Origin of the sequence: Phaeobacter sp. JH20_08, assembly GCF_048056635.1 — a bacterium.
Taxonomy (GTDB): domain Bacteria; phylum Pseudomonadota; class Alphaproteobacteria; order Rhodobacterales; family Rhodobacteraceae; genus Phaeobacter; species Phaeobacter bryozoorum.
In genome coordinates this window covers 19,635-46,111 of record NZ_JAYMVV010000014.1, presented here as the reverse complement: position 1 = coordinate 46,111, position 26,477 = coordinate 19,635, and the positions used below count along the sequence as shown (strand labels likewise).

At 57.0% G+C, this 26,477-nt stretch carries 23 protein-coding genes and 2 pseudogenes; 19 read left to right on the top strand and 6 right to left on the bottom strand.

What is annotated here, in order from left to right; all coding sequences use genetic code 11:
* Nucleotides 1–2 precede the first annotated feature (2 nt).
* Nucleotides 3–1,379, top strand: coding sequence for an aspartate ammonia-lyase (locus VWY75_RS14685; RefSeq protein ID WP_416535660.1), 1,377 nt, complete (start codon nucleotides 3–5; stop codon nucleotides 1,377–1,379).
* Nucleotides 1,379–2,824, top strand: coding sequence for an aspartate/glutamate racemase family protein (locus VWY75_RS14680; protein ID WP_416538256.1), 1,446 nt, complete (start codon nucleotides 1,379–1,381; stop codon nucleotides 2,822–2,824). Before VWY75_RS14685 ends, VWY75_RS14680 begins: the two co-directional genes overlap by 1 nt.
* A 240-nt stretch (nucleotides 2,825–3,064) precedes the next feature.
* Here the strand turns inward: VWY75_RS14680 and VWY75_RS14675 are convergent, their stop codons facing one another.
* Nucleotides 3,065–3,697, bottom strand: coding sequence for a tyrosine-type recombinase/integrase (locus tag VWY75_RS14675; protein ID WP_416538257.1), 633 nt, complete (start codon nucleotides 3,695–3,697; stop codon nucleotides 3,065–3,067).
* A 431-nt stretch (nucleotides 3,698–4,128) separates the two neighbouring features.
* Between VWY75_RS14675 and VWY75_RS14670 the strand changes: the two genes are divergently transcribed.
* A protein-coding gene (locus VWY75_RS14670) for an IS3 family transposase (RefSeq protein WP_156875473.1) occupies nucleotides 4,129–5,255 on the top strand; the annotation gives its coding sequence in 2 pieces (ribosomal slippage) (nucleotides 4,129–4,393 and nucleotides 4,393–5,255; 1,128 coding nt in all).
* Between the two features lie 44 nt (nucleotides 5,256–5,299).
* Here the strand turns inward: VWY75_RS14670 and VWY75_RS14665 are convergent.
* A pseudogene (locus tag VWY75_RS14665) lies at nucleotides 5,300–5,569 on the bottom strand (transposase); the annotation flags it as partial.
* A gap of 75 nt (nucleotides 5,570–5,644) precedes the next feature.
* Here VWY75_RS14665 and VWY75_RS14660 point away from each other — a divergent pair.
* From VWY75_RS14660 to VWY75_RS14625, 8 genes are all read left to right on the top strand, one after another.
* On the top strand, nucleotides 5,645–6,145 hold the full coding sequence (locus VWY75_RS14660; protein ID WP_416537857.1) for a carbohydrate ABC transporter permease: 501 nt from the start codon (nucleotides 5,645–5,647) through the stop codon (nucleotides 6,143–6,145).
* Between the two features lie 5 nt (nucleotides 6,146–6,150).
* Entirely contained in the window at nucleotides 6,151–7,239 is a 1,089-nt protein-coding gene (locus VWY75_RS14655; RefSeq protein WP_416535652.1) for an ABC transporter ATP-binding protein, read from the top strand.
* 3 nt (nucleotides 7,240–7,242) lie between these two features.
* A complete protein-coding gene (locus VWY75_RS14650; RefSeq protein ID WP_416535651.1) occupies nucleotides 7,243–8,352 on the top strand; it encodes a mandelate racemase/muconate lactonizing enzyme family protein in 1,110 nt (369 codons plus the stop codon).
* Nucleotides 8,349–8,681 carry an L-rhamnose mutarotase gene (locus VWY75_RS14645; RefSeq protein WP_416535650.1) on the top strand — a complete coding sequence of 111 codons (333 nt, stop codon included), beginning with the start codon at nucleotides 8,349–8,351 and terminating at the stop codon, nucleotides 8,679–8,681. Before VWY75_RS14650 ends, VWY75_RS14645 begins: the two co-directional genes overlap by 4 nt.
* Before the next feature lies 1 nt (nucleotide 8,682).
* Complete coding sequence (locus VWY75_RS14640) at nucleotides 8,683–9,435, top strand: SDR family oxidoreductase (protein ID WP_416535649.1); 753 nt, start codon at nucleotides 8,683–8,685, stop codon at nucleotides 9,433–9,435.
* 20 nt (nucleotides 9,436–9,455) lie between these two features.
* A complete protein-coding gene (locus VWY75_RS14635) occupies nucleotides 9,456–10,298 on the top strand; it encodes a fumarylacetoacetate hydrolase family protein (protein ID WP_416535648.1) in 843 nt (280 codons plus the stop codon).
* Nucleotides 10,298–11,587, top strand: coding sequence for an L-fuconate dehydratase (locus VWY75_RS14630; RefSeq protein ID WP_416537856.1), 1,290 nt, complete (start codon nucleotides 10,298–10,300; stop codon nucleotides 11,585–11,587). The genes VWY75_RS14635 and VWY75_RS14630 overlap by 1 nt, the downstream gene beginning before the upstream one ends.
* Nucleotides 11,588–11,678: 91 nt before the next feature.
* Nucleotides 11,679–12,647: an aldo/keto reductase gene (locus VWY75_RS14625; protein ID WP_416535646.1), complete on the top strand. Its 969-nt coding sequence runs from the start codon at nucleotides 11,679–11,681 to the stop codon at nucleotides 12,645–12,647.
* 468 nt (nucleotides 12,648–13,115) lie between these two features.
* Here the strand turns inward: VWY75_RS14625 and VWY75_RS14620 are convergent, their stop codons facing one another.
* Nucleotides 13,116–13,253, bottom strand: coding sequence for a hypothetical protein (locus VWY75_RS14620; RefSeq protein ID WP_416541652.1), 138 nt, complete (start codon nucleotides 13,251–13,253; stop codon nucleotides 13,116–13,118).
* Between the two features lie 93 nt (nucleotides 13,254–13,346).
* Here VWY75_RS14620 and VWY75_RS14615 point away from each other — a divergent pair.
* A pseudogene (locus tag VWY75_RS14615) lies at nucleotides 13,347–14,512 on the top strand (IS3 family transposase).
* 466 nt (nucleotides 14,513–14,978) lie between these two features.
* Here the strand turns inward: VWY75_RS14615 and VWY75_RS14610 are convergent.
* Together VWY75_RS14610 and VWY75_RS14605 are read right to left on the bottom strand one after the other, a co-directional pair.
* A complete protein-coding gene (locus VWY75_RS14610; RefSeq protein WP_416537854.1) occupies nucleotides 14,979–16,448 on the bottom strand; it encodes an NAD-dependent succinate-semialdehyde dehydrogenase in 1,470 nt (489 codons plus the stop codon).
* 2 nt (nucleotides 16,449–16,450) lie between these two features.
* Nucleotides 16,451–17,728, bottom strand: a complete 1,278-nt coding sequence (locus VWY75_RS14605; protein WP_416537853.1) for a 4-aminobutyrate--2-oxoglutarate transaminase — start codon at nucleotides 17,726–17,728, stop codon at nucleotides 16,451–16,453.
* Between the two features lie 142 nt (nucleotides 17,729–17,870).
* Between VWY75_RS14605 and VWY75_RS14600 the strand changes: the two genes are divergently transcribed.
* Entirely contained in the window at nucleotides 17,871–18,455 is a 585-nt protein-coding gene (locus VWY75_RS14600) for a cupin domain-containing protein (RefSeq protein WP_416537859.1), read from the top strand.
* Between the two features lie 13 nt (nucleotides 18,456–18,468).
* Here VWY75_RS14600 and VWY75_RS14595 read toward each other — a convergent pair whose 3' ends face one another.
* On the bottom strand, nucleotides 18,469–19,395 hold the full coding sequence (locus tag VWY75_RS14595) for a LysR substrate-binding domain-containing protein (RefSeq protein WP_416537852.1): 927 nt from the start codon (nucleotides 19,393–19,395) through the stop codon (nucleotides 18,469–18,471).
* A gap of 155 nt (nucleotides 19,396–19,550) precedes the next feature.
* On the opposite strand from VWY75_RS14595, the gene VWY75_RS14590 reads away from it, so the two are divergent.
* The 6 genes from VWY75_RS14590 (at nucleotide 19,551) to VWY75_RS14565 (ending at nucleotide 26,363) form a co-directional block, all read left to right on the top strand.
* Nucleotides 19,551–20,627 (top strand): arginase family protein, encoded by a 1,077-nt coding sequence (locus VWY75_RS14590; protein WP_416537851.1) that lies wholly within the window; start codon nucleotides 19,551–19,553, stop codon nucleotides 20,625–20,627.
* A 23-nt stretch (nucleotides 20,628–20,650) separates the two neighbouring features.
* On the top strand, nucleotides 20,651–22,408 hold the full coding sequence (locus tag VWY75_RS14585; RefSeq protein WP_416537850.1) for an amidohydrolase: 1,758 nt from the start codon (nucleotides 20,651–20,653) through the stop codon (nucleotides 22,406–22,408).
* Entirely contained in the window at nucleotides 22,408–23,337 is a 930-nt protein-coding gene (locus VWY75_RS14580) for a CobW family GTP-binding protein (RefSeq protein ID WP_416537849.1), read from the top strand. The genes VWY75_RS14585 and VWY75_RS14580 overlap by 1 nt, the downstream gene beginning before the upstream one ends.
* Nucleotides 23,338–23,423: 86 nt before the next feature.
* Nucleotides 23,424–24,440: a TRAP transporter substrate-binding protein DctP gene (gene dctP / locus VWY75_RS14575; protein ID WP_416537848.1), complete on the top strand. Its 1,017-nt coding sequence runs from the start codon at nucleotides 23,424–23,426 to the stop codon at nucleotides 24,438–24,440.
* Nucleotides 24,440–25,057, top strand: coding sequence for a TRAP transporter small permease subunit (locus tag VWY75_RS14570; protein ID WP_416537847.1), 618 nt, complete (start codon nucleotides 24,440–24,442; stop codon nucleotides 25,055–25,057). The genes dctP and VWY75_RS14570 overlap by 1 nt, the downstream gene beginning before the upstream one ends.
* Nucleotides 25,050–26,363, top strand: a complete 1,314-nt coding sequence (locus VWY75_RS14565; protein WP_416537846.1) for a TRAP transporter large permease — start codon at nucleotides 25,050–25,052, stop codon at nucleotides 26,361–26,363. Before VWY75_RS14570 ends, VWY75_RS14565 begins: the two co-directional genes overlap by 8 nt.
* The last annotated feature ends 114 nt before the right edge of the window (nucleotides 26,364–26,477 follow it).

The following is a 26,477-nucleotide window of genomic DNA, read 5'->3' as shown; positions in this document are numbered from 1 at the left end:
CAATGACCAAAATGGCAGACCTGCCCCGGACCGAGACCGATAGTCTTGGCACGGTCCAAATCCCTGCGGGCGCGGCCTGGGGCAGCCAGACCCAACGCGCCATCGAGAATTTTCCCATCACAGGGGTCGTTATCAACCATTATCCGGAAGTCGTCGTCGCCCTCGCGCAGGTCAAGGCGGCCTGCGCATATACCAATGCAGAGTTGGGTGTTCTGCCATCTGAAAAGGCGCAAGCGATTGCTGAGTTATGTGGCGAGATAATCGACGGTCAGCATCACGAACACTTTGCCGTCGATCTGATGCAGGGCGGGGCGGGAACCTCGACCAACATGAATGCCAACGAGGTCATCGCCAATATTGCACTGGCGCGCATGGGGCGGCCCTTTGGCGACTACGCGGCACTTCATCCAAACGATGACGTCAACCGCTCGCAATCCACCAATGACGTCTATCCCACCGCAATTCGGCTCGCCACGCTGGCGAAAACCGAACCCCTCATCACGGCCATGACGGAACTGGTGCAAGCTTTCCGCGCCAAGGCTGGAGAATTCAGCGATGTAGTCAAGGTTGGCCGAACCCAATTGCAGGATGCGGTCCCCATGTCGCTTGGGGACGAGTTTCGCGGTTTTGCCACAACCATTGCCGAAGACATCGACCGGATCGCGGACTTGGCGAACTTGCTGACAGAGGTCAATCTTGGCGGCACCGCGATCGGCACGCGGATCAACGCGCCTGAAGGCTATGCGGAACGCGCGGTTGCGCATCTGAGCGAGATTTCAGGGCGCGATCTGATCCCCGCGTCCGATTTGATCGAGGCGTCGTCCGACCTTGGGGCCTTTGTGATGTTCTCCAGCGCGCTGAAACGCGTCGCGATCAAACTGTCCAAGATCAGCAATGACCTGCGCCTGCTTGGAAGCGGGCCTAGGGCCGGAATTGGAGAGATCATCCTGCCCGCCGTGCAGGCTGGGTCGTCGATCATGCCGGGCAAGGTCAATCCGGTGATCCCCGAAGTTGTCAATCAGATCTGCTTTCAGGCGATTGGCAACGATCTGGTGGTCACCATGGCCGCTGAAGCGGGCCAATTGCAGCTCAACGCCATGGAGCCCGTGATCTTTTACAAGATCATGGAAACCATGACGACACTGACCAACGGCATGCACGTTCTCACTGAGCGCTGTGTCAAAGGTATCGAGGCGGACCGGGCCCGCTGCGCTGAACTATTGAACGGCAGTCTGGTCCTGGCCACCACATTGGTGCCGCTCATCGGGTATGAAGCGGCGACAAAGCTGGCGAAGTATGCACAGGCCGAGGGGTTGACCCTACGGGACGCTGGTGCCGCTCAAGGCGTGGCAAGCGCCCTGTTTGACGAGATCGCCTGATGGCACGGCCCGGTTTGAAACTCGGAATCGTTGGCGGCCTGGGCGCACGCGCAGGTGCCGATATTCTGAACCAGCTGGTGCGCCTGACCCCGGTGAAATCCGAGGGCGATCACCGGGAAATTTCGTTCGAACAAAAGCCGCTTGTTGAAGCCCTTTCCGTAGCCAGCCCCGACTATGCGCCGGTGCACCGCAAGTTCTATGTCTTTGACGCGCTCAGTCGGATGGAAAAGTCCCGGTGCGACGCCGCGATGCTGCCCTGCTTTATCACCCATACCTTTCTGGAAGAACTGCGCGCGGAATTGGGTCTGAAGCTGATTTCCATGACCGACGCTATCTGGGCGTATCTTGATCAGCACCATGGCGCCGCAAAGCGGGTGGGCGTTCTGACAACGCCCTTTGTACGCAATGACGGGTTGTTTGACCGCCTGCTTGAGCCGAGCAGAACTGCTATTTTTCCCTCGCCCGGCACCGAAGATGCCATGATCAAGGCAATCTATGGCCCTGCGGGATTCAAGGCCGGTGGGCCGGTTGAGGCAATCGCAACTGTGATCCGTACCGCCATCGAAAGTCTGGAGGATCAGGGTGCCGAAGTCATCGTACCCGGGATGACCGAGATTCCTCTCATTCTGGCGGATATTCCGACGGATCGCACGCCCACGATCCTGCCCATCAACGAGATCTATGCCCGCTTCGCACTCCAGGAAACCGGTCAGGTCTCGCTGAAACCCTTCAAGATTGGTGTGTTGGGCGGTGTTGGCCCGGCCGCGACCGCTGACTTCATGACCAAGATCGTGAACACAACCCAGGCTGCGAAAGATCAGGACCATATCAAGGTGATCGTTGAGCAGAACCCACAGATTCCTGACCGTACCGACAACCTTGTCGGAGACGGCCTCGACCCGACGCTCGCGCTTTATGCAACGGCCAAAAAACTGGAGCGCGGTGGCGCAGATATCATCGCAATTCCCTGCAATACTGCCCATGCCTATGTTGACCGATTGCAAAGGCATCTGGATATTCCAATCGTGAACATGCTCACGGAAACGGTTGATCATATTGCGAAGATTTCCCCAGCGGTGCGAACCGTTGGTATTCTGGCCACATCGGGCACCATCGCCAGTGGACTGTACCAGGATGCGCTCAAGGCCGCAGGCATCCTGGCTGTTGTCCCCGACAAGGGCGAACAGGACCGGGTGATGGACGCGATTTATGGCCCATTTGGGGTCAAGGCAGGCCATACCTTTGGCCTATGTGCAGAACACATCACTGCGGTGGTGCAATCGCTCAGGGCGCAGTCCGCCGAAGCGATCATTCTTGGATGCACGGAACTCCCCTTGATAAAACTCAGCGAAGAACTGACCCGTTCAACACGCGTCATTGACCCGACGCAAGTTCTTGCAAGCAAATGCATCAGCACGTCCATCGCAATGCTGGGCGCGCGCTGATTGCGGATCGCCCGCGACCTGTGAGCGAACCAACTCGTTTTCGCGGCGTTTCGTCTGAACGACAGAATTCTCCGCTGCATGGTAGCAAAGAAAACCATGCACATGCCGCATTTCCAGCGCTGCGAGCGCGTGCAGCAAGTTTCAACACTTCTGCTATGGGCTCAGTACCGAACAACGCCGCAAAGGGGACAGACACCCGCTTTGGAATGGCGAACGGCAGGGCCCGTTCGCCAAGGTAGTTCAGATATCGATACGCTCAGCGATGCTTAGGGCATCTTCAAGTTCGGCTCCAAGATAACGAACAGTGCTATCGACCTTGGTATGGCCGAGCAGCAATTGGACCGCGCGGAGGTTGCCGGTCTTTCGATAAATCTCAGCTGCTTTTGTTCGCCGAAGTGAATGGGTTCCATACCCACTCGGTTCAAGGCCAATTGCCGTTACCCAGTCGCGCACAAGCCTTCCATACTGGCGGGTTGAGATGTGTGGGCGGTCGTGGAACCTGCTTGGGAACATGAACCGACACGCGAACATCTCAGGTGCTTTGACCCAGGCCAAGACGGTTTCACGCGTGTTTTCCGTTAGTTCAAATTGGACAGGGCGCTTGGTCTTGCTTTGGATGACCGATACGCGTTCCCGGACGCGGTCATCCTTGACGAGGTCGGACACGGCCAACCTAACCAGATCACAGCCACGCAGCTTGCTGTCGATTGCGACGTTGAATAGCGCCAGATCGCGTAGATAACCCGCTAATTCGAGCCGCGCCCGGATCGCCCAGACCTGTTTTGGCAGCAAAGGCCGTTTTTGACCGATGATCCGCCCCTTGTTCCAGGCTCTGCGTTTCGGGGTTGTTGCAGGAAGTTGGACTCTTGGCATGTTTTGCCCTCCGATCCTCCCTCCAACCCAGTCACCAGCACCATGCGGGCAATGAGATTGTATCGTCCTTGGCAATGGCAGCTGTCAGAGGCCGTTCAACTGCGTTGGCTCTGCATGCGCACTCGGCGGCTCTGAGCCCAAAGTTGTCGTGGATGCACTTGCAGTATCTTGCAACTGCAGAAACTTCTCTGGGCTACTTGGGCCTCAAGTCATCGAAATCAATGTTGCGCTAACTTTACTCATGTTGACAGCGTGTTTGGTGGGGGGCGCATAAACTCAAGCTTTTTGGCTACATTTAGACGTGGATACGCTTTTTGCACCGAGGTCTCAAAAATGTCCGGGCTGTGACCCTTCGCGGCGCATTGCACAATGGATTGAGGCTCCCCCAAAGAAGTGGTCCGCCCCTATGATTAGGAAACGGAGGACCATAGATGGCGACCAAGAGGCCCAAGCCTGAAGAGATTGTCGTGAAGTTACGGCAGGTTGAAGTCTTGATGGGGCAAGGCATGCCCCGCATAGATGCGATCCGTCAGATCGGCGTTACGGAACAGACCTACTATCGCTGGAAAAAGAAGTACGGCGGAATGGGCACGGAACAGCTTAAAGAACTAAAGCGGCTGCAGAAGGAAAACGAGCGGCTTCGCCGGGCGGTTTCGGACCTGACACTGGACAAATTGATCCTGTCCGAGGCCGCAAAGGGAAACTTCTGAGCCCCTCCCGCCGCCGGGCCTGCATTGATCATGTGCGCAGCCAGATGACGGTTTCCGAGCGTCGCGTTTGCCGCGTTCTGGGCCAGCACCGGTCCACACAGCGGCGACTGCCTCAGGGGCGTGCTGACGAGGAACGCCTGGTCGCCGACATGATCGAGCTGACACGTCAATACGGCCGATACGGCTACCGCCGGGTTGCAGCCCTTCTGCGGGACGCTGGCTGGCAGGTGAATGACAAACGTGTCGAACGTCTATGGCGGCGGGAGGGGCTGAAGGTTCCAATGAAGCAGCCCAGGAGGGGACGGCTCTGGCTCAACGACGGATCCTGTGTCCGGCTGCGTCCCGCATATCGCAACCATGTCTGGTCGTACGACTTTGTGCATCATCGAACGGATGATGGCAGGGCTTTCAGAACATTGAACATTCTGGACGAGTATAGCCGGGAATGCCTTGCGATCCGAGTGAAGCGGAAGCTGAATGCAAACGAGGTCATCGATGCACTGACGGATCTGTTTATCCTACGTGGCGTGCCAGCATACATTCGGTCGGACAATGGCCCTGAGTTCATTGCTGAGGCCGTCAGAGGCTGGATCAAAGCCGTCGGGGCCAAGACCGCATACATTGAGCCTGGATCACCCTGGGAGAACGGATACTGCGAGAGCTTCAATGGGCGGATGCGGGATGAATTGCTGAACGGTGAAATCTTCTATTCGCTACGCGAGGCCCAGATCATTATCGAAAGCTGGAGAAAACACTACAACACTAAACGGCCCCACAGTGCTCTGGGCTACCGCCCACCTGCGCCAGAGGCCATCGTCCTGATGGACCAAAGGCCAACCATGCACTAACTTTCAATTTGGACCACCCAAGTGGGGCTACTCACTCAGAAGTTTCCCTTTGCGGCCTCGGACAGGATCAATTTGTCCAGTGTCAGGTCCGAAACCGCCCGGCGAAGCCGCTCGTTTTCCTTCTGCAGCCGCTTTAGTTCTTTAAGCTGTTCCGTGCCCATTCCGCCGTACTTCTTTTTCCAGCGATAGTAGGTCTGTTCCGTAACGCCGATCTGACGGATCGCATCTATGCGGGGCATGCCTTGCCCCATCAAGACTTCAACCTGCCGTAACTTCACGACAATCTCTTCAGGCTTGGGCCTCTTGGTCGCCATCTATGGTCCTCCGTTTCCTAATCATAGGGGCGGACCACTTCTTTGGGGGAGCCTCACGGCTACTTTGTCGGCCTGATGCTGTTTCGCGCTGTCCCCGGCGTGGCACTCTCGCTGCCCTTGTTCATCGTCTTCGCCAAAGTGGGCATCATCGACACACATTTTGGGCTGATCCTGGCCTATGTGGCCATGAACGTCCCCTTCACCATCTGGCTCACAGACGGATTCTTCCGCCAGATCCCCAAGGAATTGCATGAGGCGGCGGAAATCGACGGCTGCACCCGCTGGCAGGCATTTTGGAAAGTGGAATTTCCGGTGGCGCGCTCAGGTGTGGCATCCGCGGCAATCTTTGCTTTCCTCACCTCGTGGAATGAATTTGCCCTGGCCTCCCAACTGACCCGCTCGGTGGGCTCCAAAACCATGCCCGTTGGTCTTTTGGATTTCACTGCGGAATTCACCATCAACTGGGGCGGCATGTGCGCCTTGGCGGTCCTGATGATCGTCCCTGCCCTGATCCTCACCTTCATAGTTCAGAAACACTTGATCGCCGGCCTGACTTTCGGCGGCGTCAAAGGATAACGGAAATGACCGAAGTAACCCTTTCCCAAGTCGTCAAGAAATACGGCCAGCATCAGGCCGTGCACGGCATCGATCTGGACATTCACGATGGCGAGTTTGTTGTGCTTGTCGGCCCGTCCGGCTGCGGCAAGTCCACAACCCTACGCATGATTGCCGGGCTCGAAGACATCTCCGGCGGCGAGGTTGCCATCGGCGGACGGGTGGTGAACGATCTGCCCCCCCGCGAACGCAACATCTCCATGGTGTTTCAGAATTACGCGCTCTATCCGCATATGACCGTGCGCGAGAACCTTGGCTTTAGTCTGACGATTGCCAAACGGCCAGAACAGGAAATTGCCAAAGCTGTCGACGAAGCGGCCTCAATTCTTGGTCTGAACGAGTTGATGGACCGCAAACCCGCAGCGCTCTCGGGCGGGCAACGTCAACGGGTTGCCATGGGCCGCGCCATTGTGCGCCACCCGGATGTGTTCTTGTTTGATGAGCCGCTGTCCAATTTGGATGCCAAGCTGCGCACGCAAATGCGGGTAGAGATCAAGAAGCTGCACCAGAAGGTCAAGAGCACCATTATCTATGTGACCCACGATCAGGTGGAGGCCATGACATTGGCTGATCGCATCGTGCTGATGCGTGACGGTCACATCGTGCAGGTGGGTACCCCGCTGGATCTGTTCAACACGCCAGTGGATACCTTCGTCGCGACCTTCATTGGCTCGCCTCCAATGAACCTTGTCGATGGCGTCGTGCAGAAAGGTCAAATTATTCTGAACGGTGGAGTTTCGGTGCCAATTCCAGCCACGGCTGGCCCACTCGAGAACGGCCAAAGTGTCAAATTTGGCTTCCGCGCTGACAACCTGATGCCGGTCGGTCATGCGGTCGAAGAGGAAGGTGCAGTTCATGAGCTCGATATGTCGGTCACGCTGACGGAACCACTGGGCACCGAAACTCTTCTCTTTGCCAATATGGCGGGCGTTGAGGTGCAGGCCAAAATGTTCAACCCGCGACCTGTCGCGCCGGGTGATCAGCTAGGCTTCCGCCTGATGCTCGATAAATGCCACGTGTTTGACGCGGAAACAGGCAAAGCTGTGCGGGGGTAAGCCATGGCAGTCATCACACATATCGAGCTGCGCATGGTGGACCTTGCCCCCAAGGTGGAACGGGTGGATGCAATCCAATCGTTTGCCTCGCAGGAAACACCGATCCTGACGATCTATGACAGCGATGGCGCCAGCGGTACCGGCTACAGCTACACCATCGGGACTGGTGGCCCATCGGTGATGGCACTGCTCGAGCATACGCTTTTGCCCCGTTTGATTGGTCAGGATGCGGATCGGATCGACGGTATTTGGCGTGACCTGCTCTATGCAACGCACGCAACATCTGTTGGCGCGATCACTTCTCTGGCACTCGCGGCAATAGATACTGCGTTGTGGGATCTTCGGTGTCGAAAGCAAGGCCTGCCATTGTGGAAGGCGGCTGGCGGCAGTCGGGACAGCATCCCGCTTTATTCCACGGAAGGAGGCTGGCTACACCTGAGTTCGGAGGCTTTGGTGGAGGATGCGCATGCCATGCAGGCGCGCGGATTCAAAGGTTCCAAAATCAAAATCGGCCGTCCGCATATCTCCGAAGATGCTGCGCGGCTTGCTGCGGTACGAGACGCCGTTGGTCCGGGGTATGAAATACTGACCGACGGCAATCAGGGGTTTACCCTCTCAGAGGCTATTCGCCGGGCTCGGATGCTGGAGGACTATGGCATCGGCTGGTTCGAGGAGCCACTGAAGGCCGACGATGTGGCCGCCCATCGCGAGTTGGCCAACCGAACATCGGTGCCCATTGCGGTTGGTGAGAGCATGTACTCTCTCAGTCAATTCAAAGACTATTTGCAGCTCGGTGCAGCTTCCATTGTTCAGGTGGATGTGGCCCGCATTGGCGGGATTACCCCATGGCTGAAAGTGGCGCATCTGGCCGAAGCCTTTAACGTCATGGTCTGCCCACATTTCTTGATGGAACTGCATCTGCCACTGGTCTGTGCGGTGCCCAATGCGAAATGGCTGGAATACATCCCTCAGCTGGACAGGATCACCCATGAGGGATTGCGGATTGAAAATGGCATGGCGCATGTCAGCCATGATCCGGGCCTTGGCATCAATTGGGACTGGGCGCGACTTGATAGCATGGCACAGCCAAAAACAATCAAGGAGGGCGCATGATGCAACGTATGGGCATGGTGATTGGCGTCAAACCAGAGATGATTGAGACCTACAAACGGCTGCATGCCGCTGTTTGGCCGGATGTTCTGGCGCAGATCAAAACCAGCAACATTCGCAACTACACAATTTTCCTGCGTGAGCCGGAAAACCTGCTGTTTGGCTATTGGGAATACCATGGCTCGGACTTTGATGCCGACATGGCGGAAATGGCCAAAGACCCACGCACACAGGATTGGTGGTCCCATACCGACCCCTGCCAGTCGCCACTCGCAACCCGCAAAGACGGAGAGCAATGGGCGATGATGGAAGAAGTTTTTCACACGGATTGAGATGATGACTATGAAACAAGGCCGCTTGGCCGGTAAAACCACATTGATCACTGCTGCTGGCCAAGGCATTGGCCAAGCCACTGCAGAGCTGTTCGCCGCTGAGGGCGCAGAGGTGATTGCAAGTGACATCAATGACGATGCTTTGGCGGAACTGGCGACCATAGACGGCGTAACCGCGTTAAAGCTCGACGTGACAGACGGCGACGCGGTCAAGCAAGCCGCCAACGACCTGCCTGCATTGGACGCGTTGTTCAATTGCGCGGGGTTTGTTGCCAACGGCACCATTCTGGATTGTGACGAGAAAGACTGGGACTTCAGTTTCGAACTGAATGTGAAAGCGATGTACCGCCTCATCCAGCTGACCCTGCCTGCGATGCTGGAAAATGGCGGTGGCTCGATCATCAACATGTCATCGGTCGCCTCTTCGATCAAAGGTGTGCCCAATCGGTTCGCGTATTGCGCCTCCAAGGGTGCGGTGATTGGCCTGACGAAATCCGTTGCTGCCGACTACGTCACCAAAGGCCTCCGCTGCAACGCGATCTGCCCCGGAACGGTGGACAGTCCATCCATGCACGGTCGGTTACGCGCCACCGGAAACTATGAACAGGCGCTGAAGGATTTCATCGCTCGCCAACCCATGGGCCGCATCGGCACCGCTGAGGAAATCGCCGCCTTGGCGCTTTATCTCGCATCCGATGACAGTGCCTTCACCACTGGTCAGACCTTCGCCATCGATGGCGGCTGGTCCGTATAAGAATTTTAGGAGAACAAGAAATGAAACTGTTGCGATATGGTGAGCGAGGCGCAGAAAAACCGGGTTTGCTGGACCAAGATGGCAATATCCGAGATTTGTCCGGAGTGATCAGCGATGTTGCAGGCGACGCCCTGAAGGATGAGAGCATTACCAAGCTAAGTGACCTCGATCCTACGAGCCTGCCTTTGGTTGAGGGCAACCCACGCCTCGGCGCCTGTGTCGGTCAGGTCGGCAAGTTTATCTGCATCGGTCTGAATTACGCGGATCACGCAGCGGAGTCCGGCATGGCTTTACCGGATGAACCGGTGATTTTTTTCAAGGCGACATCCGCCATCAGCGGTCCCTACGACGACGTTGAGATCCCGCGTACGTCTGTCAAGTCAGACTGGGAAGTCGAGCTTGGTGTCGTGATCGGCAAAGATACCAAATACGTAAGCAAAGAAGAGGCGCTGGATCATGTAGCCGGCTATTGTGTGGTCAACGACCTGTCGGAGCGTGACTTCCAGCTGCACCGCTCTGGTCAGTGGGTGAAAGGCAAGTCCTGCGATACTTTTGGGCCCATTGGGCCATGGTTGGTCACACGCGATGACGTTGCCGATCCGCAGAACCTTGCAATGTATCTGAAAGTCAACGGGCACCGCTATCAGGATGGCTCCACCAAGACGATGCATTTTGACGTGGCAACCGTCATTTCCCATCTTTCACAATTCATGAGCCTGCAGCCAGGTGACGTGATCTCGACCGGCACGCCGCCGGGTGTGGGCATGGGGCAGAGCCCGGAAACCTATCTCAAACCCGGAGATACAATCGAACTGGGGATCGAAGGTCTGGGCGTGCAAATACAAAACGTGGTGGCGGGTTAATGGTTCAGGTTACTGCAATCCGCACGCATGATTTGCGCTTCCCCACATCGGAAGGGCTGGACGGTTCTGACGCGATGAACCCAGATCCCGATTATTCTGCCGCCTATGTGGTCTTGGAAACGGATGGTGCCCATGAAGGTCACGGGCTGACCTTCACCATTGGGCGTGGCAACGACATCTGCGTCGCCGCGATTCAGGCGATGGAGCATTTGCTGGTTGGCGTTGAACTGGACTGGATCCGTGAAGACATGGGTCGGTTCTGGCGTCACGTGACGGGTGACAGCCAATTACGCTGGATCGGGCCTGACAAGGGAGCGATCCACCTTGCCACTGGCGCAGTGGTTAATGCCGTGTGGGATTTGCTTGCAAAGGAAGCGGGCAAACCTGTGTGGCAATTGGTAGGCGACATGTCTCCGGAAGAAATCGTTTCTTTGGTCGACTTCCGTTACCTCAGCGATGTGCTTACGCGTGATGAAGCTCTGGAGATTCTGCGGAAAGCCGAACCGGGCAAAGCGGACCGCATCGCTAAGCTTAGAGCAGAAGGCTACCCGTGTTATACCACATCGGCTGGTTGGCTGGGCTATTCAGATGAAAAACTCCGCCGCCTGTGCCGAGAGGCACGGCAGGCTGGTTTTACCCATACCAAGTTCAAAGTGGGGCATGATCTTCAGGATGACATCCGTCGTCTGACCATTGCCCGCGAAGAGCTGGGCGATGACATCAACATCATGATCGACGCCAATCAGGTTTGGGAAGTAGATCAGGCCATCGATTGGGTCAAAGAACTGGCATTCGCCAATCCGCTATTCATCGAAGAACCCACAAGCCCGGATGACGTGCTTGGCCACCGCAAGATACGCGACGGGGTCGCGCCGATCAAAGTGGCAACCGGTGAAATGTGCCAGAACCGCATCCTGTTCAAACAGTTTATTGCCCATGAGGCCATTGATTTTGTTCAGATCGACAGCTGCCGCTTGGGCGGGCTTAACGAGGTGCTAGCCGTACAACTGATGGCCGCTAAGTTCGGCTTGCCGGTTTGGCCACATGCTGGCGGCGTGGGTTTATGCGAATATGTGCAACATCTCTCAATGATCGATTATATTGCGATCACCGGAGAGAAGGACAGCAAGCGCATCGAGTTTGTTGACCATCTGCACGAGCATTTTGTGGACCCCTGTGTGGTCGAAAATGGGGCTTATCGCGCTCCAACCAATCCAGGGTTTTCGATTGAAATGAAGCCAGATTCGATTGTGACCTATCGCTTTCAATCATCCATGGCGGCGGAATAAACGCCTGCCACACCCGGATTTTTCCGGGTGTGGTCCAATCCCGCGGTCTAAGCTGCACACGCTGTTCCGAAATCAAACCAATAGGTTCCTCATGAAGACCAACCGCATCGGCAAAACCGACGTAACCGTGACCGAAGTCTCCTTTGGCTGCGCCAGCATTGGTAATCTTTATCACGCGGTATCCGATGTCCAAGCGCAGGATGTGATCGCCGCCGCATGGCAAGAAGGCATCCGTTATTTTGACACTGCGCCGCACTATGGTCGGGGCCTGTCAGAACAGCGTTTGGGAAATTTCCTGAGACACAAGCCGCGCGGCAGTTACACTCTCTCCACCAAAGTTGGGCGCGTGCTATCACCCGGACACACAATGACTGAGGCCGATGGCTTCATCGATCCGCTGCCCAATGACGTCCGTTATGACTATTCCGGCGACGGCATCGAAGCCTCACTGGAAACAAGCTTGGAACGTTTGGGCACCACGATGATCGATATTGCCTTTGTGCACGACTTAGGCCGCTACACCCACGGCGTACGCAACGACACACATTTAGAAGCCTTTCTGGACAGCGGCTACGAACGTCTTGTGCAACTGAAAGAAAAAGGGCGCATTCGCGCCTTTGGACTTGGGGTGAATGAAAATGAAGTTTGCTTGGAGGTGATGCAGCACGGGCCACTCGACGTGATCCTATTGGCGGGTCGTTTGACCTTGTTGGATCGCTCCGCCGAGGAACAGTTGACACAGAAAAGCCGTGAGGCAGAAACCAGTCTTGTACTGGGAGGTGTCTTCAATTCCGGAATTTTGGCAACGGGAGCAGTGGAGGGTGCAACTTACGACTATGCGCCGGCCAGTTCCGAAATCCTTGCGCAGGTGTCTGGTTTGCAAACCACATCAGAGGGGCTGGGCCTGCCCTTGGCGACCTCAGCACTGTTGTTTGCCAAACATTATGATCTGACTGCTTCGGTGTTGATTGGCACGGCCAAGGCGTCCACTTTGCAAAGAAACCTATCGTCCCTCAAAACATCCCTGCCCGAGGCGTTCGCCACAGCTTTCAATCTGTGACGCTGCACGCTCGATCAACTGATGATGACTTCGCAAAAACTACCTAATTGGACAACTTGGTATCAAGTATCAAATCACATGGTCCACGATGCCAAGCGAGGAATTCAAAAATCCCTATTCTTAGATTTGGCGAGCAATCATTTGGGCTCACTGCTTTACGTCCTGCGGCCAACGACCGCTTGCTGTCCAACGCACAGAATGGCCATTTGACTTTGCTTGGGTTATGCATGCGCGTCGAAAGGCAGCTTAGTCCGCGAGTCGTTAATTGATGTTGAACTTGTCGCTGCGCGATGAACGAATGGCAGCGACCTCTGCCGCCGCGCGGCGCACCAGACCGAGCGATTGCAGCGATTTTCGTGCTGAGTGCACCCGCAGCATATTTTGAAGACTTCTGCTGTGGGCTCTCTCACGACCTTCGCCGCGCTGATCGTAAAGGTCCGCTCTATCAGTTCTACGGCTCCACCAGCGTCATCCACCCAATAACTCCTCGATGAAATCTTCCTGCCGATCGAGCGCTGCCTCCCATTCCTTCGGCACAGCCGCTTCCCGCTCGAGCGTCTCGGGCTCTGGTTGCCCGCGCCCGGCCTCCATCGTCCTCAGGCTCATCGCGCGCGCTTCGCGGCGCTGTGAACGATCTGGACCTGTCGCGGTTTGATGCCGCTCCTTTGATAGCATTTATTGCAGCAAAGGAGACGAACTATGGGACTGAAACGGACGGACGAATTTCGCGCTGATGCGGTGCGGATCGCGCTGACGAGCGGCCTGACACGCAAGCAGGTGGCTTCGGATTTAGGTGTGGGCCTATCGACCTTGAACAAATGGGTGACGGCGCATCGCGACACGGATGTGGTGTCGGACAAAGACCTCGACCTTGCACGCGAGAACGAACGGCTTCGACGGGAGAACCGCATTCTCAAGGAGGAGAGGGAGATCCTAAAAAAGGCAACGCAGTTCTTCGCGGGCCAAAAGCCATGAGGTTTCGGTTCATCGAAGAACACCGTGATGCCTTTTGCACCAAGAGGATGTGTGACGTGCTGGATGTCAGTGGCCGAGGTCTGCGTGCTTATCGCAATCGACCTGCCAGCCAAAGGCAAAGGACTGACATGGTCGTGCTAACGCACATCAAGGAACAATCCCGTCTCAGCCTGGGCAGCTATGGCCGTCCACGCATGACCGAAGAATTGAAAGAGATGGGTCTGAACGTCGGTCATCGCCGGGTTGGCAGATTGATGCGCGAGAATGGCATCCGCGTTGAGCGGTCGAAGAAATACAAGGTCACAACGGATAGCAATCACGCTTTCAATATTGCGCCGAACCTGCTGAACCGGGACTTCACTGCTGATCAACTAAACCAAAAATGGGCGGGCGACATCAGCTATGTCTGGACCCGTGAAGGTTGGCTATATCTGGCCGTGATCCTTGATCTTCATTCTCGGCGAGTGATCGGCTGGGCCGTCAGCAATCGCATGAAGCGGGACTTGGCGATCCGGGCGTTGAAGATGGCCGTTGCGTTGAGGCAGCCGCCCAAAGGCTGCATTCATCACACTGATCGCGGGTCGCAATACTGTTCGCACGACTACCAAAAGCTCCTGCGTCAGCATGGGTTCAAGGTGTCCCTCTCATGCATGTAAACATGCACTGCCGGGCAGTGGATGAGCGGTAAGGGCAATTGCTATGATAACTCCGCCGTCGAGACGTTCTTCAAAACGATCAAGGCTGAACTAATCTGGCGACGTTCATGGCAGACGCGTCGGGAAGCCGAATTGGCAATCTTCCAATACATCAACGGTTTCTATAATCCGCGTCGGCGGCACTCAGCACTGGGCTGGAAAAGCCCGGTCGCCTTCGAACGGAAAGTGGCCTAAACGAGCACCTGGGGCGGCACAAAAACGTGACAGGTCCATACTGACCAACCGCGCAATCAGAGCATTTTTTCCTTGCAAAGCAGACGCCATCCACACAGGACAAACCCGAAATTGGACTTTTCTTCTTCGCTGACGCAGCATCGCTTTGCACATGCGGCGGGCTTCTTGCTGCGTTGCGGCCCATGTCGCGGAAGCAGTCATTGCTTGCCGGATTCGAACGGCTGATCCAAACTACGCCTGCGCGGCATAGCGCTTGGACACGAAAGATGCGGGACCTAACTGATATGGGGCTTTCATCATTCGCTGGTGCAACACCCCCTCACCTTTGCAGCAAGCTCATTGCTGCTTCGCAGCTCATTTCCCCGAAGCCGCTGTTCAACAGACTTTACCAGCGCCGAACTGAAATGACCCAATTAACCCCTATTACCCGGCCCGAAATCAGGGCCGGGTGTTCTCGCGGAGCGGGTTAGGAAATTCCTCCCATGCAAAGATATTTCAGCTCCAGATAGTCATCCATACCGTACTTGGAGCCTTCACGGCCTAGACCGGATTGCTTGACGCCCCCGAACGGAGCAACTTCGGTGGAAATAAGCCCCGTGTTTATGCCAACCATGCCAGTTTCCAGAGCCTCTGCCACACGCCAGACGCGGGAAAGATCATTGGCATAGAAATACCCGGCAAGGCCGAATTCTGTGTCGTTGGCCAGAGCGATCACTTCGTCTTCGGTCTCGAACCGGATTAGTGGAGCGATCGGGCCAAAGGTTTCCTCGTGTGAAACCTTGGCGCTAGCGGGCACATCGGCCAGCAGGGTAGGTTCGAAAAATGTGCCATTGAGCCGGTTGCCGCCGGCCATCACGCGTGCGCCCTTGTCCAATGCGTCTGTCAGGTGTTCTTGAACTTTGGCGACAGCGGCTTCGCTGATCAGAGGGCCAGTGGTCACCTCCTCGTCCATGCCATTGCCGGGCTTCAAGTTCCCGATGGCCCTGGCCAGCTTGTCGCTGAAAGCGTCATAGATCCCGGCTTGAACATAAATGCGGTTGGCGCAGACGCAGGTCTGGCCGTTGTTGCGGAACTTGGCAATCATCGCGCCTTCGACCGCAGCGTCCAGATCAGCGTCGTCAAAGACGATGAAGGGAGCGTTGCCCCCCAGCTCCAGCGACATCTTCTTAATGGTATCCGCACCTTGACGCATAAGGATCCGGCCTACGCGGGTCGAGCCTGTAAAGGTGATTTTTGCCACCTTTGGATTGGCACACATTTCCTGTCCGATGGCTGAGGCGTTGGTATTCGGCACGACATTGAACACACCGGCAGGTATGCCTGCGCGCTCAGCCAATACCGCCATTGCGATGGCCGACAGAGGAGTCAGCTCGGCGGGGCGCACCACAAAGGCGCACCCGGCAGCAAGCGCAGGCGCCGCTTTTCGCGCGATCATGGCGTTGGGAAAGTTCCACGGAGTTATAGCCCCTACAACGCCCACCGGTTGTTTCAGAACCATGATCCGTTTGTCGCGCTGATGGCCCGGAATGGTGTCGCCGTATATACGTTTGGCCTCTTCGGCGAACCATTCGATGAACGAGGCGCCATAAGCGATTTCGCCTTTTGCCTCAGCAAGAGGTTTACCCATTTCCGCACAAAGGATCCTGCCCAGATCATCCTGCGCAGCCATCATCAGATCAAACCACTTGCGCAGAACTGCGGCGCGCTCCTTGCCGGTCCAGGCAGCCCAGTCCTTCTGCGCCATGTGGGCCGCTTCTATGGCCTGCTGGACATCGCTGATGGAGCAGTCAGCAACTACTGCAATGACTGTGCCTTCGGCGGGGTTGGTAACCTTAAACCGGGTGCTGCTATCGCGCCATTGGCCGTTGATATAGGCGCGGTCTTCCAGCAGGGAGGGGTCGGAAAGGTCAAGCTTTGCGGTTTTTTTGTCAAGCATCGTTACGCACCCTTTGCGGCTTTGATGGAGGCTTCCAGAAGATCGAGTGCCTCGGCGAATACGTCTTCTTGAATTGTGATCGGTGCAAGGAAACGCACTACATTGCCAAAAGTGCCGCATGTCAGCAGGACCAGATTGCGCTTCAGGCCCTCAAGGCGCACGCGGTTGGCAAAACCGGCGTCGGGGGCCGACCCGTCTGGGGTGTAGAATTCGGCTGCGATCATGAAACCCGGGCCGCGAATATCGGCGATTTCCGGAACATCGGCACGAATTGCTTCAAGTCGCTGCTTCAAGCGGGATCCCAACTCGTTTGCGCGGGCGTTCAGTTCTTCTTCCTCGATGACATCCAGCACGGCATTTGCAGCGGCGATACCCAGGGGATTGCCCCCGTAGGTGCCTCCCAGGCCGCCGGGATGGGCCGCATCCATTAGATCGGCGCGGCCTGTCACTGCCGCCAAAGGCAGACCTCCCGCCAGCCCTTTGGCCATGGTCGTCAGGTCGGCAGCCACGTCGTAATGCGCCATCGCGAACAGTTTGCCGGTGCGGGCAAATCCGGTCTGCACCTCATCTGCGATCATTACAATGCCATGCTCGTCACACAGGGCCCGCAGGGCGCGCATCAATTCCGCGGGGGCTTGATAGAACCCGCCTTCACCCTGAACAGGTTCCAGGATGATTGCAGCAACGCGGCCCGGATCCAGATCTGCTTTGAACAGCTGGGTCAGGGCCGATTTGGCGTCCTCGACAGTGACGCCATGCAGATCAACCGGGAAGGGGACGTGAAACACGTCAGGCATCATCGTGCCGAAACCGGCCTTGTAAGGCTGAACCTTGCCAGTCAGCGACATGCCCATGAAGGTCCGGCCATGAAAACCGCCGCCAAAGGCAATCACAGCCTGGCGCTCAGTTGCGGCCCGGGCCACTTTGACCGCGTTTTCGATCGCTTCGGCACCGGTCGTGACAAAGATCGTCTTCTTGTCAAAACTGCCCGGCACCGCGGAATTCAGGCGCTCTGCCAGATGAATGTAGTTTTCGTAGGGCATGACCTGATGGCAGGTATGGGTAAAGCTGTTCAGCTGTTTCTCCACGGCGGCCATAACTTTGGGGTGGCGGTGGCCGGTGTTCACCACTGCAATACCCGCAGCAAAATCGATATAGCGATTGCCTTCGACGTCCCAGACTTCGGCGTTTTCAGCACGCTCGACATAGATTTGCGTCATCATGCCGACACCGCGTGCAATGGCTTCATTGCGGCGCTCTGCGATTTCCGCGTTTTTCATTTTCGTCATCCTGTGCTGTTCACTGTGCAAGCATTTTCGTGTCCGCAAAAACCTGCATGATTTCATATCCCCTAAAAAGTCTGTTTGTCTGATCTTGTAATCGATTGAAAAATATTGCCCCTTCTGTAGGGTGTTCATGATCATGAACGATGCAAACACCCAGAATACACTGGCCGATGACGGAATCGACCTTGGCACCAGGCTGCGCTTTATGCGTGAAAGGGCGGGGTTGTCTCAGCGTGCTTTGGCCAAGAAAGCAGGCGTCCAGAACTCGACCATCTCCCTGATCGAGTCGGGTAAGATGAACCCTTCGGTGGGCGCGCTGAAGCGTGTGCTGGACGGAATACCCATTGGTCTTTCAGAGTTTTTTGCCTTTGAACCCGAACCGGAACGCAAGGCTTTTTTCGCTGCCGAGGAGTTGCTGGAGATCGGTAAGGGAAAACTGTCGTTGAAACAGGTGGGCAGCAATCTGCTCGGCAGGTCGCTGCAGATCCTTTATGAAACTTACGGTCTGAACGCAGATACCGGTGCCAAGCTTTATGAGCATGACGGCGAAGAGGGCGGCGTTGTGATTTCCGGGCGGATAGAGATCAGCGTCGGGTCTGAGCGGAAGATTCTGGGTCCCGGTGACGCCTATCTTTTCGATAGCCGCCGTCCGCACCGTTTCCGGCAGGTCGGTCCCGAGCCTTGCGTAATCGTCAGCGCCTGTACGCCGCCGACGTTTTAAGGGTGTTTCAAAGTCAACCCTGCGCCAAAGGTGCATATTCGTGGAATTCACGCGACAGCCATTCAACCGCAATGCGGGCAATTCCACGCTCCAGACGCTCCTTTTCGGCCACGAGGTAATAGGACTGCCGGGCAAGCACTTCTGTTTCAAACAACCGGATTAGCTTGCCTTCCTCCAAGGCCTGTTCGGCCAGCAGTGAATCGCTGATGGCTACGCCATTTCCAGCAATCGTCGCAGAAATCACATGGGTCATATCGGTAAATGTAGTGCCGCGGTCCACTTCGATTGTTTTGCGCGTCGCGGACGCCAGCCACAGCACCCAGTCGCTGGTATCGGTATGATGAAGTAATGGCAGATCTTTCAGGTCGTTCGGGCTGCGCAGCCTGCCGACACGCTCCAGCAGCTTCGGGCTGCATACCGGAAAGGTGCGGGGGGTCGACAGATGCCGGACCGCCAGCCCGGGCCAGGCGCCGTCCCCATAGTGGATCGCCAAATCCACTTCCTTGGCCAAGGCCCCAGCCTGCCCCGTACCACTTGAAATCTGGAGAGTGACATTGGGGTAAAGCGCCGAAAACTCCCCGATCTTTCGCGCCAGCCAGTAGTTTCCAAAACCCGAGGGGCAGTTGATGTGCAGATGGCCGCGGGGCTCTGCATCCGGCGGGTGGGCCGCAGATTCAATCAGTTCAAGCGCTTTGCGTACCTCGTGCAGATACCGGTTTCCGGCCGAGGTCAGCTCAGTCCGCCGTCCGGCACGGTGGACCAGTTTGATGCCCAGCATTTCCTCCAGATGGCGCAATTGATGTGATACTGCACTGGGCGTGACATTCAGAGCACCCGAAGCCGCCTGCATGTTCCCCAGTTTGGCAATAGCATCCAGCATTCGAAGCGCAGTCATCGACGGATAACGTTTCCATGGCTTGTCAGCAGAGGGCTGGCTCATTTCCATATCCATTTCACAAGTGGAAGGTCAGCAGATGCGTCTGTGACTTGAGTTTTTTTTGCGAATTTACCCAAGTTTCTTTCATTTGACGACAGAAAATCTCTCACACAATAATCACACCCAATTCCCTGCCGGGACTGCGAACGGGAGACTACATGCCGCGACTGCCTCAAGACCGCTTGGACCGTTATGCCGCTTTGGCAAACCGCGATCTGTTTGACCTTAAAGATCCGGATTTCGGTCCCTTCCTTCGACGCGCTGTGGACGAAGGCGTCGAGATGGTTTCAAACAACTTTAACACGCTGGGCATGTTCCGCGCGCCTCATACCAAAGATCTTGATGCGTTGGATCTGGCGATGATCGGCCTGCCGCTGGACCTGGGAGTACCCAATCCCCGGCCCGGCACCCGCAAGGGGCCTGAGGCCGTGCGTTATTGGTCACTGGATCGCAACATGGTGAACCATTTCACCCGCACATGCCCCTATGACCTGTGCCGGATCGCGGATTGGGGCGATTTGGAGTTCTCGACCAATCCCTACAGTCTGGACGCCTGCCTGGAAGACATCACTGCGCTTTACGACGAGTTGGTGAAAAACGACGTCACCCCGCTCAGCATCGGAGGAGAGCACACCTGCACCTACGGTATCCTGCGCGCACTCAGCAACAATGGCGAAGACCCTGTGGCGCTGGTGCATATCGATGCACATGCAGACACCGCAACGAATTTCCAAGGGGTCCGGGTGTCGGACGCCACGCTGTTCCAGGTGGCCACCGTAGAAGGCTTCATTGATCCGGAGAAGACCATACAGATCGGGCTGCGCGGACGGGGAGTGCCGCGGGCTGAATTCGGCGAACAAGCGGGCATGCGGGTAATGCTGGCCGAGGAGCTGCAGTCACGGGGCGTCGAATACGCACTGGAAGAAGCCCGCCGCGTGGTGGGCAGCGACCGGGTATATCTGTCGATCGACACTGACGCCTTTGACTGTTCTGTCATGCCCGGCACCACCCTGCCTGAGCCCTTTGGACTGACGGGTGAACAGGTGCGCGACATTATCCGCGGGCTGTATGACGTGAATGTCGTGGGTGCCGACCTGGTAGAGCTGAGCCCGCCCTATGACCCGACCGGCATGTCCGCCTGTCTGGCCGCAGGCACAGCGTTTGAAATGCTTTGCCTGCTGGCCGAGGCACGCGCGCGCCGTAAGGGCGAACGCCGCCCGACCCACTGGTCCTGAACGAAAGCCGAAGAACTCACCCGATGACAAACTTCACGCAACATATCTCGACCAACAGCCCCAAGCGTGACCTGGGGGCGGATATGGTGTTCACCAATGGCCGGATCTACACCGTCGATAACGCTCAGCCCTGGGCCGAAGCCGTCGCCGTCAAGGACGGGAAATTCCTGGCGGTCGGCTCTAATGAGGACATCGAGCCGCTGATCGGTGCCGACACGTTTGTCAAGGATCTGGACGGGGCCTTTGCCATGCCCGGTCTTTACGACATGCACACGCACCCCGACCTGGCCTTGGGACCAAAATACTCGGACTACCTGGATGTCGGCCTCGAAACCCCCGGACCGGACCATGTCCGGGACGCTATTCTGGCCTATGCCGCGGATCATCCCGCCACTGACGCCAACGGCGGCTGGATTTTCGGCAAGCATTTTGTGCACTACAATTTCCGCAAAGCAGGCATCGCACCTGGCAAAGAATGGCTCGACAGCTTCATTCCCGACCGGCCGGTTGCCATCATGGATCGGATGTGGGGCAGTTGCATGGCCAATTCCAAGGCATTGGAACTGGCCGGCGTAACCGCCGGGACACAGGATCCGAACAACGGCTATATCGTCCGGGACCCGCTGACAGGTGAACCGGACGGCATTCTGGTCGACGGCGCTTATGCTATGATTATGGCAGCGATGCCGCCTCCGCCGCAGCACGCCCTTGTTCGCGCCTACAGCGAAGGGGCACGGTTCCAATCCGCGCGTGGCGTGGTGGCCACGAAATATGTGCATGTCTGCGAAAACCGTCTGGACGCTCTGCGCGCAATCGACCTGAGCGGTGAGCTTCCCGTGCGGGTGGAGGCGGCGATCAGCTGGCAGGATGACATATTCCCAGTGGCGCGCCGCTGGGAACTATTGTCCGGCGAGCGCCATTACTACCGGTCAAAGCGGCTTAATGCCAATGCTGTCAAATTCCACTTCGACGGTACAGCAGAACCCAGGACATCTTATTTCCTGTCGCCCTGGCCCAACGAGAAGGACTGGCGCGGCTCGCTCAACCTGACGCCTGAGCATATCTATGACATGGTGGCCGAGATGGACCGCAAGCGCATCCGCGTGGTGGCCCATTGCACCGGCGACGGCGCCTCGGACATCTTCCTTGACGCGGTTGAGGAATGCCGCCGCCGAAACGGGCCTGGCATGCGCCATCAATGCGCCCACAGCACCATCCTGCACGAAGGCAACCTGCAGCGGTTCAAGGAACTGGATGTGATCGCTGAATTCTCTCCGGTCGGCTGGTACCCGTCCAATTTCACCATTGGCGCCCGATCAGCCTATGGCGACAAGCTGCAAAAAGCCTACAATGTGCGCGGCGTTCTGGATCATGGCGGTGTTGCCGTGATGGGCACAGACTGGCCGGTCAGCAGCATTGATCCATGGATCGGCTTCGAAGCTCTGGTAACCAGGCAGAACCCATGGGGCGAGATGGAAGGCCAGCTTGGCGATCCTGTCTCTGTGGCCGAAGCCATCCGTATGCTCACGATCAACGGCGCCTATTCCATGGGCATGGAGGATCAGGCGGGGTCCATAACTGCAGGCAAGACAGCCGATATGATCGTGCTGGATCAGAACCTGCTGGAGATCAGCCCCAAGGGGCAGCTTCACAGGACCAAGGTGCAGATGACCATGCTTGATGGCGCGGTTGTGCATGATCCGGATGGCTGGACCAAAGACAGTCTGCATGAATGCAAGATCACCTCGGACGTTCCCGATTTCTACCCGGTGGTGATCTGATGGACAGCCGTATTCCTGTAACGATTATTTCGGGCTTTCTGGGGGCAGGCAAAACCACGCTGATCAATCAGTTGCTGCAGTCCGACCAAGCACGCAACATCACCGTTCTGGTGAATGATTTCGGCGCGGTGAATATCGACACCGATCTGATTATCAAGCGCGAGCGCGAGGTGATGGAGCTGTCAAACGGCTGCGTGTGCTGCTCAATTCAAAGCGATATGGTCGCCCAGCTGCACGCTATGTTCACCGCGGAGGCCCCGCCGGAATACCTGCTGATCGAGACCAGCGGCGTCGCACAGCCCGGCCGCATTGCTTCGGTCTTCGGTTATCCGCAGCTCAGCCGCTTTGCACGGCTGGATAGCGTGGTCACACTAATCGATGTGGCTAATGTCGACATCCTGTCCGACGAGGCGCATCAGCTGGTACGCAGCCAGATTGAGGCCGCCGACCTGATTGTCGCTACCAAGACGGACCTGGCAGCCGAAGAGGAGCGGCGCAAGGTCTACGATCGCTGGCTGTTTGCCGATCTTCCGGTTCTTGAAGCAATCGACGGCAAGGTTCCGGTCGAGGTCTTACTGGACCAGCGCCGCAGCGCCAGTGCCATGGAGGCCGCCGTGCCCGAAGCCGTATTGCCCAATCAGTTTGTGTCAGCTCATTGGTCCAGTGCAGAGCCTGTGTCCTACAAGTTGTTGCAAGCCAGCTTGAGACGTATGTCCGGAGCGCTGTACCGCGCCAAAGGCATTATTTTCTGCTCGGAGTTTCCGGAAGAACGCATCGTTTTCAACAAAGTCGGCGCCCGAACCGAGTTTGCAAAATCAGGCACTTGGGGTGGCGCGCCGCGAACAGCCATCGTCGGCATCGGCTATGCCAAGGCTATCACCGCCGAACAAATCAAACAGGAACTGGAGGTTAGCCAGCCCCTCGGTTGAACGTGCTGGCCGCGGCATCAAAGGCCCGCATCCCCGCAGCCCTGTACTCACGATCCTACAGACGAAGTTACGATAAGGAGGATATCATGAACTTCAAACTTATCTCCCGCCGGACGGCATTCGGTGCTATTGCAGGCGCAGTCGCGGCTGCTTGTCTTGGAACAGCCGCTTCGGCCGACACTCTACGCCTGCGGTTCCATACCTACTTCGGCACCGAAATCGACGATATCGCCAAGGAATTCCGGAATGCCGTAAAAGACCGCACCGATGGCAGCGTGCGCATTCAGTATTTTCGCGGCGGCGAGCTGGTTCCGTCCGACCAGCTGGTGGACGCGGTGGCCAAAGGCACCATTGATATCGCTCATGGCGTTGGCAGCTACTGGTCTGGCCAGGTGGACATCGGCAACATCGAAACCGGCCTGCCGGGCGCCTGGACCACCATCGAAGAAGCCAAGGAAGTTCTGGGCACTCCCGAAGCACAGGCCTTGCTTACCGAAGCCTATGCCGAAGCCGGCGCAGTGTTCTTGGGCAAGTCCTATGGCTCGGATTATGATCTCCTGACCAAAGAACCGGTCAGCAGCCTGGACGACCTGAAGACCTTCAAGATCCGCGCGACGTCGAATGTTGCCAAGGTTTTGCAGCAGTTCGAAATCCCCACCGTGTCCCTGCCTGGTCAGGAACTGTATGTCGGCCTGTCGACCGGCGTCATTGACGGGGTGATCTATGGCAGTGCGGTGGATTACCACCAACTGAAACTGAACGAGAGCGCAAAATACTACACGCGCCTTAACATGCTGACACCGGGCTGGACCGAAACCTATCTGGCCAACCCGGACACCTGGGGCAAGCTGAGCGACGAACAACGGACCATCGTGGAAGAGGAAGTCACCAATTTCGCCGCCAAGGTCGAAGCCTGGCTGAACGACGGCAACAAATCCTTCCCGGATGATATCTTTGAGTTCAGCACCCTGCCGGCAGATGACACCAAGGCACTGACCGAAGCCGCTCAAAGCGTCTGGGAAGAAGAAGCCGGCCGGTCCGAGCGGAACCAGAAGCTGATCGACCTGATTGCGGCCAACGCCAAGGCCAAAGGCCGGCTTTGATGGAGATTGTGACAAGATATCTTGTCATTCAGGACGGCCTGTCCGAGTTTCTCGGGCGGGCCATTTCCTGGCTGACCTTGGCGATGATCGCCGTGCTGATGTTTGAAATCGTTGCCAGGTATTTCTTCAATAGCCCGACCATCTGGGCTCATGAAACCAGCACCATGCTGTATGGCGGTTTCTGCATTCTGGCCGGGGTCTATACCCTGCGCCATCAGGGCCATGTGCGCAGCGAAGTGATCTGGGGCGCCTTGCCCGAACGTGTCAGGGCTGCGCTGGATGTCGTCACGTTTTCCTTTGCGCTGGTGGTGCTTGCTGTCTTTCTGAAACTGGCCATCGCCTTTGCAGCCGACAGCTGGGCAGTGCGCGAGTTTTCCAACAAAAGCATTTGGCAGCCGCCGCTTTACCCGATCAAAACAGTGATCCCGGTCGCCGTGGGCCTGCTACTGTTGCAGGTTTTGGCGGAACTGGTGCGTGCAATGCTGACTGCGCTGGGTGTTGAATACGAAGATCCTCGCCGCGCCGAGGACGAACCCGCCGATCCGGTGCTGGCGGCCGAAGCACTGCCGGACCAACCGCAAACAGCATCAAAACCAACTGGAAACGGCAATGCTTGACCTCGACCCGCTTGTAATTACGCTGATCATGTTCACATCGATGCTGGTGCTGATGGCGATTGGATCACCATTGTCATTTGCATTGCTGTCCTGCGGGGCGGTCATGGCTTACATGGTTTATGGTGACGGCGGGCTGGACCTGCTGATCACCTCTACCTTCAGCTCGATGGACAATTTCCTGCTGGTAGCGCTGCCGATGTTCATCTTCATGGGGCTTGTGCTGCAGCGGTCCGGCATCACTGATGACCTGTTTGCGATGATGCACAAGCTAATGGGCCGCTGGCCCGGCGGCTTGGGCATTGGCACAGTGATCATCTGTGCGCTGATTGCGGCCATGGCGGGTGTGTCCGGTGCCGCAACCGTGTCGCTTGGCATTATCGCGCTGCCGTCGATGCTGAAACACGGCTATGACAAGCGGATGGTGACGGGCACGATCATGGCAGGCGGCGCGCTTGGCTTTCTGATCCCGCCCTCGGTTTTGATGATCATCTATGCCTTCCTGTCGCGCGATTCCGTGGGCAAGCTGTTTGCCGCCGGTCTCGTGCCGGGACTGATGCTGGCAACGATCTATATTGCCTACATCCTGATACGCTGCCGGATTAACCCGCGCATGGGCCCGCCGGCAACCGAGACCTACACCACGATGGAAAAGCTCGCATCGCTGCGGTTTCTCATCGCCCCGGGTCTTTTGATTGCCACCGTTCTGGGCTGTATCATCGGCGGTGTGACCTCACCGTCTGAGGCCTCTGCCATCGGTGCGTTCGGCTCGCTGGTGATTGCGGCGCTTCAGCGACGTCTCAGCCTGGACATGCTGAAGTATGTCATGCTGTCCACCACCAAGATAATGGGCATGCTGATGTGGATTGCCCTGGCTGCGGTCTTCTTTTCCAAGATCTATGTCGGCTTGGGTGCCGGGCAGATCGTAACCGAGCTGGTCGAAGACAACGATCTGGCGCCGATCTGGGTGATTATCACCATGCTTGCCACCTATTTCATTCTGGGCATGTTCCTGGATGATTTCGCGATCCTGTTCATCACCATTCCCCTGTTTGTCCCGATCGTGAAGGATCTGGGGTATGACACAACATGGTTTGCGGTTCTGTTCGTGCTGTCGATGCAGTCGGCCTATCTGACGCCGCCCTTTGGCTACAATCTGTTCTACATGCGCTCTGTTGCGCCCAAAGAGATCACCATCGGTGACATCTACTGGTCGGCTATTCCGTTTGTGATCCTGCAGATTCTGGGTTTGGCGCTGGTCGTGGCGTTTCCGCAGATCGCCCTATGGCTGCCAAGCCTGCTGTTCTGATCCGGCACACGCATTAAACATGTTCTTCCGGCGGGCCAGTTCCGCCGGTAATCATCGATCTCAAATCCTGATCCTGTGACATCATGCCTTTTTCCGCCGCTCAACAAACCTCGC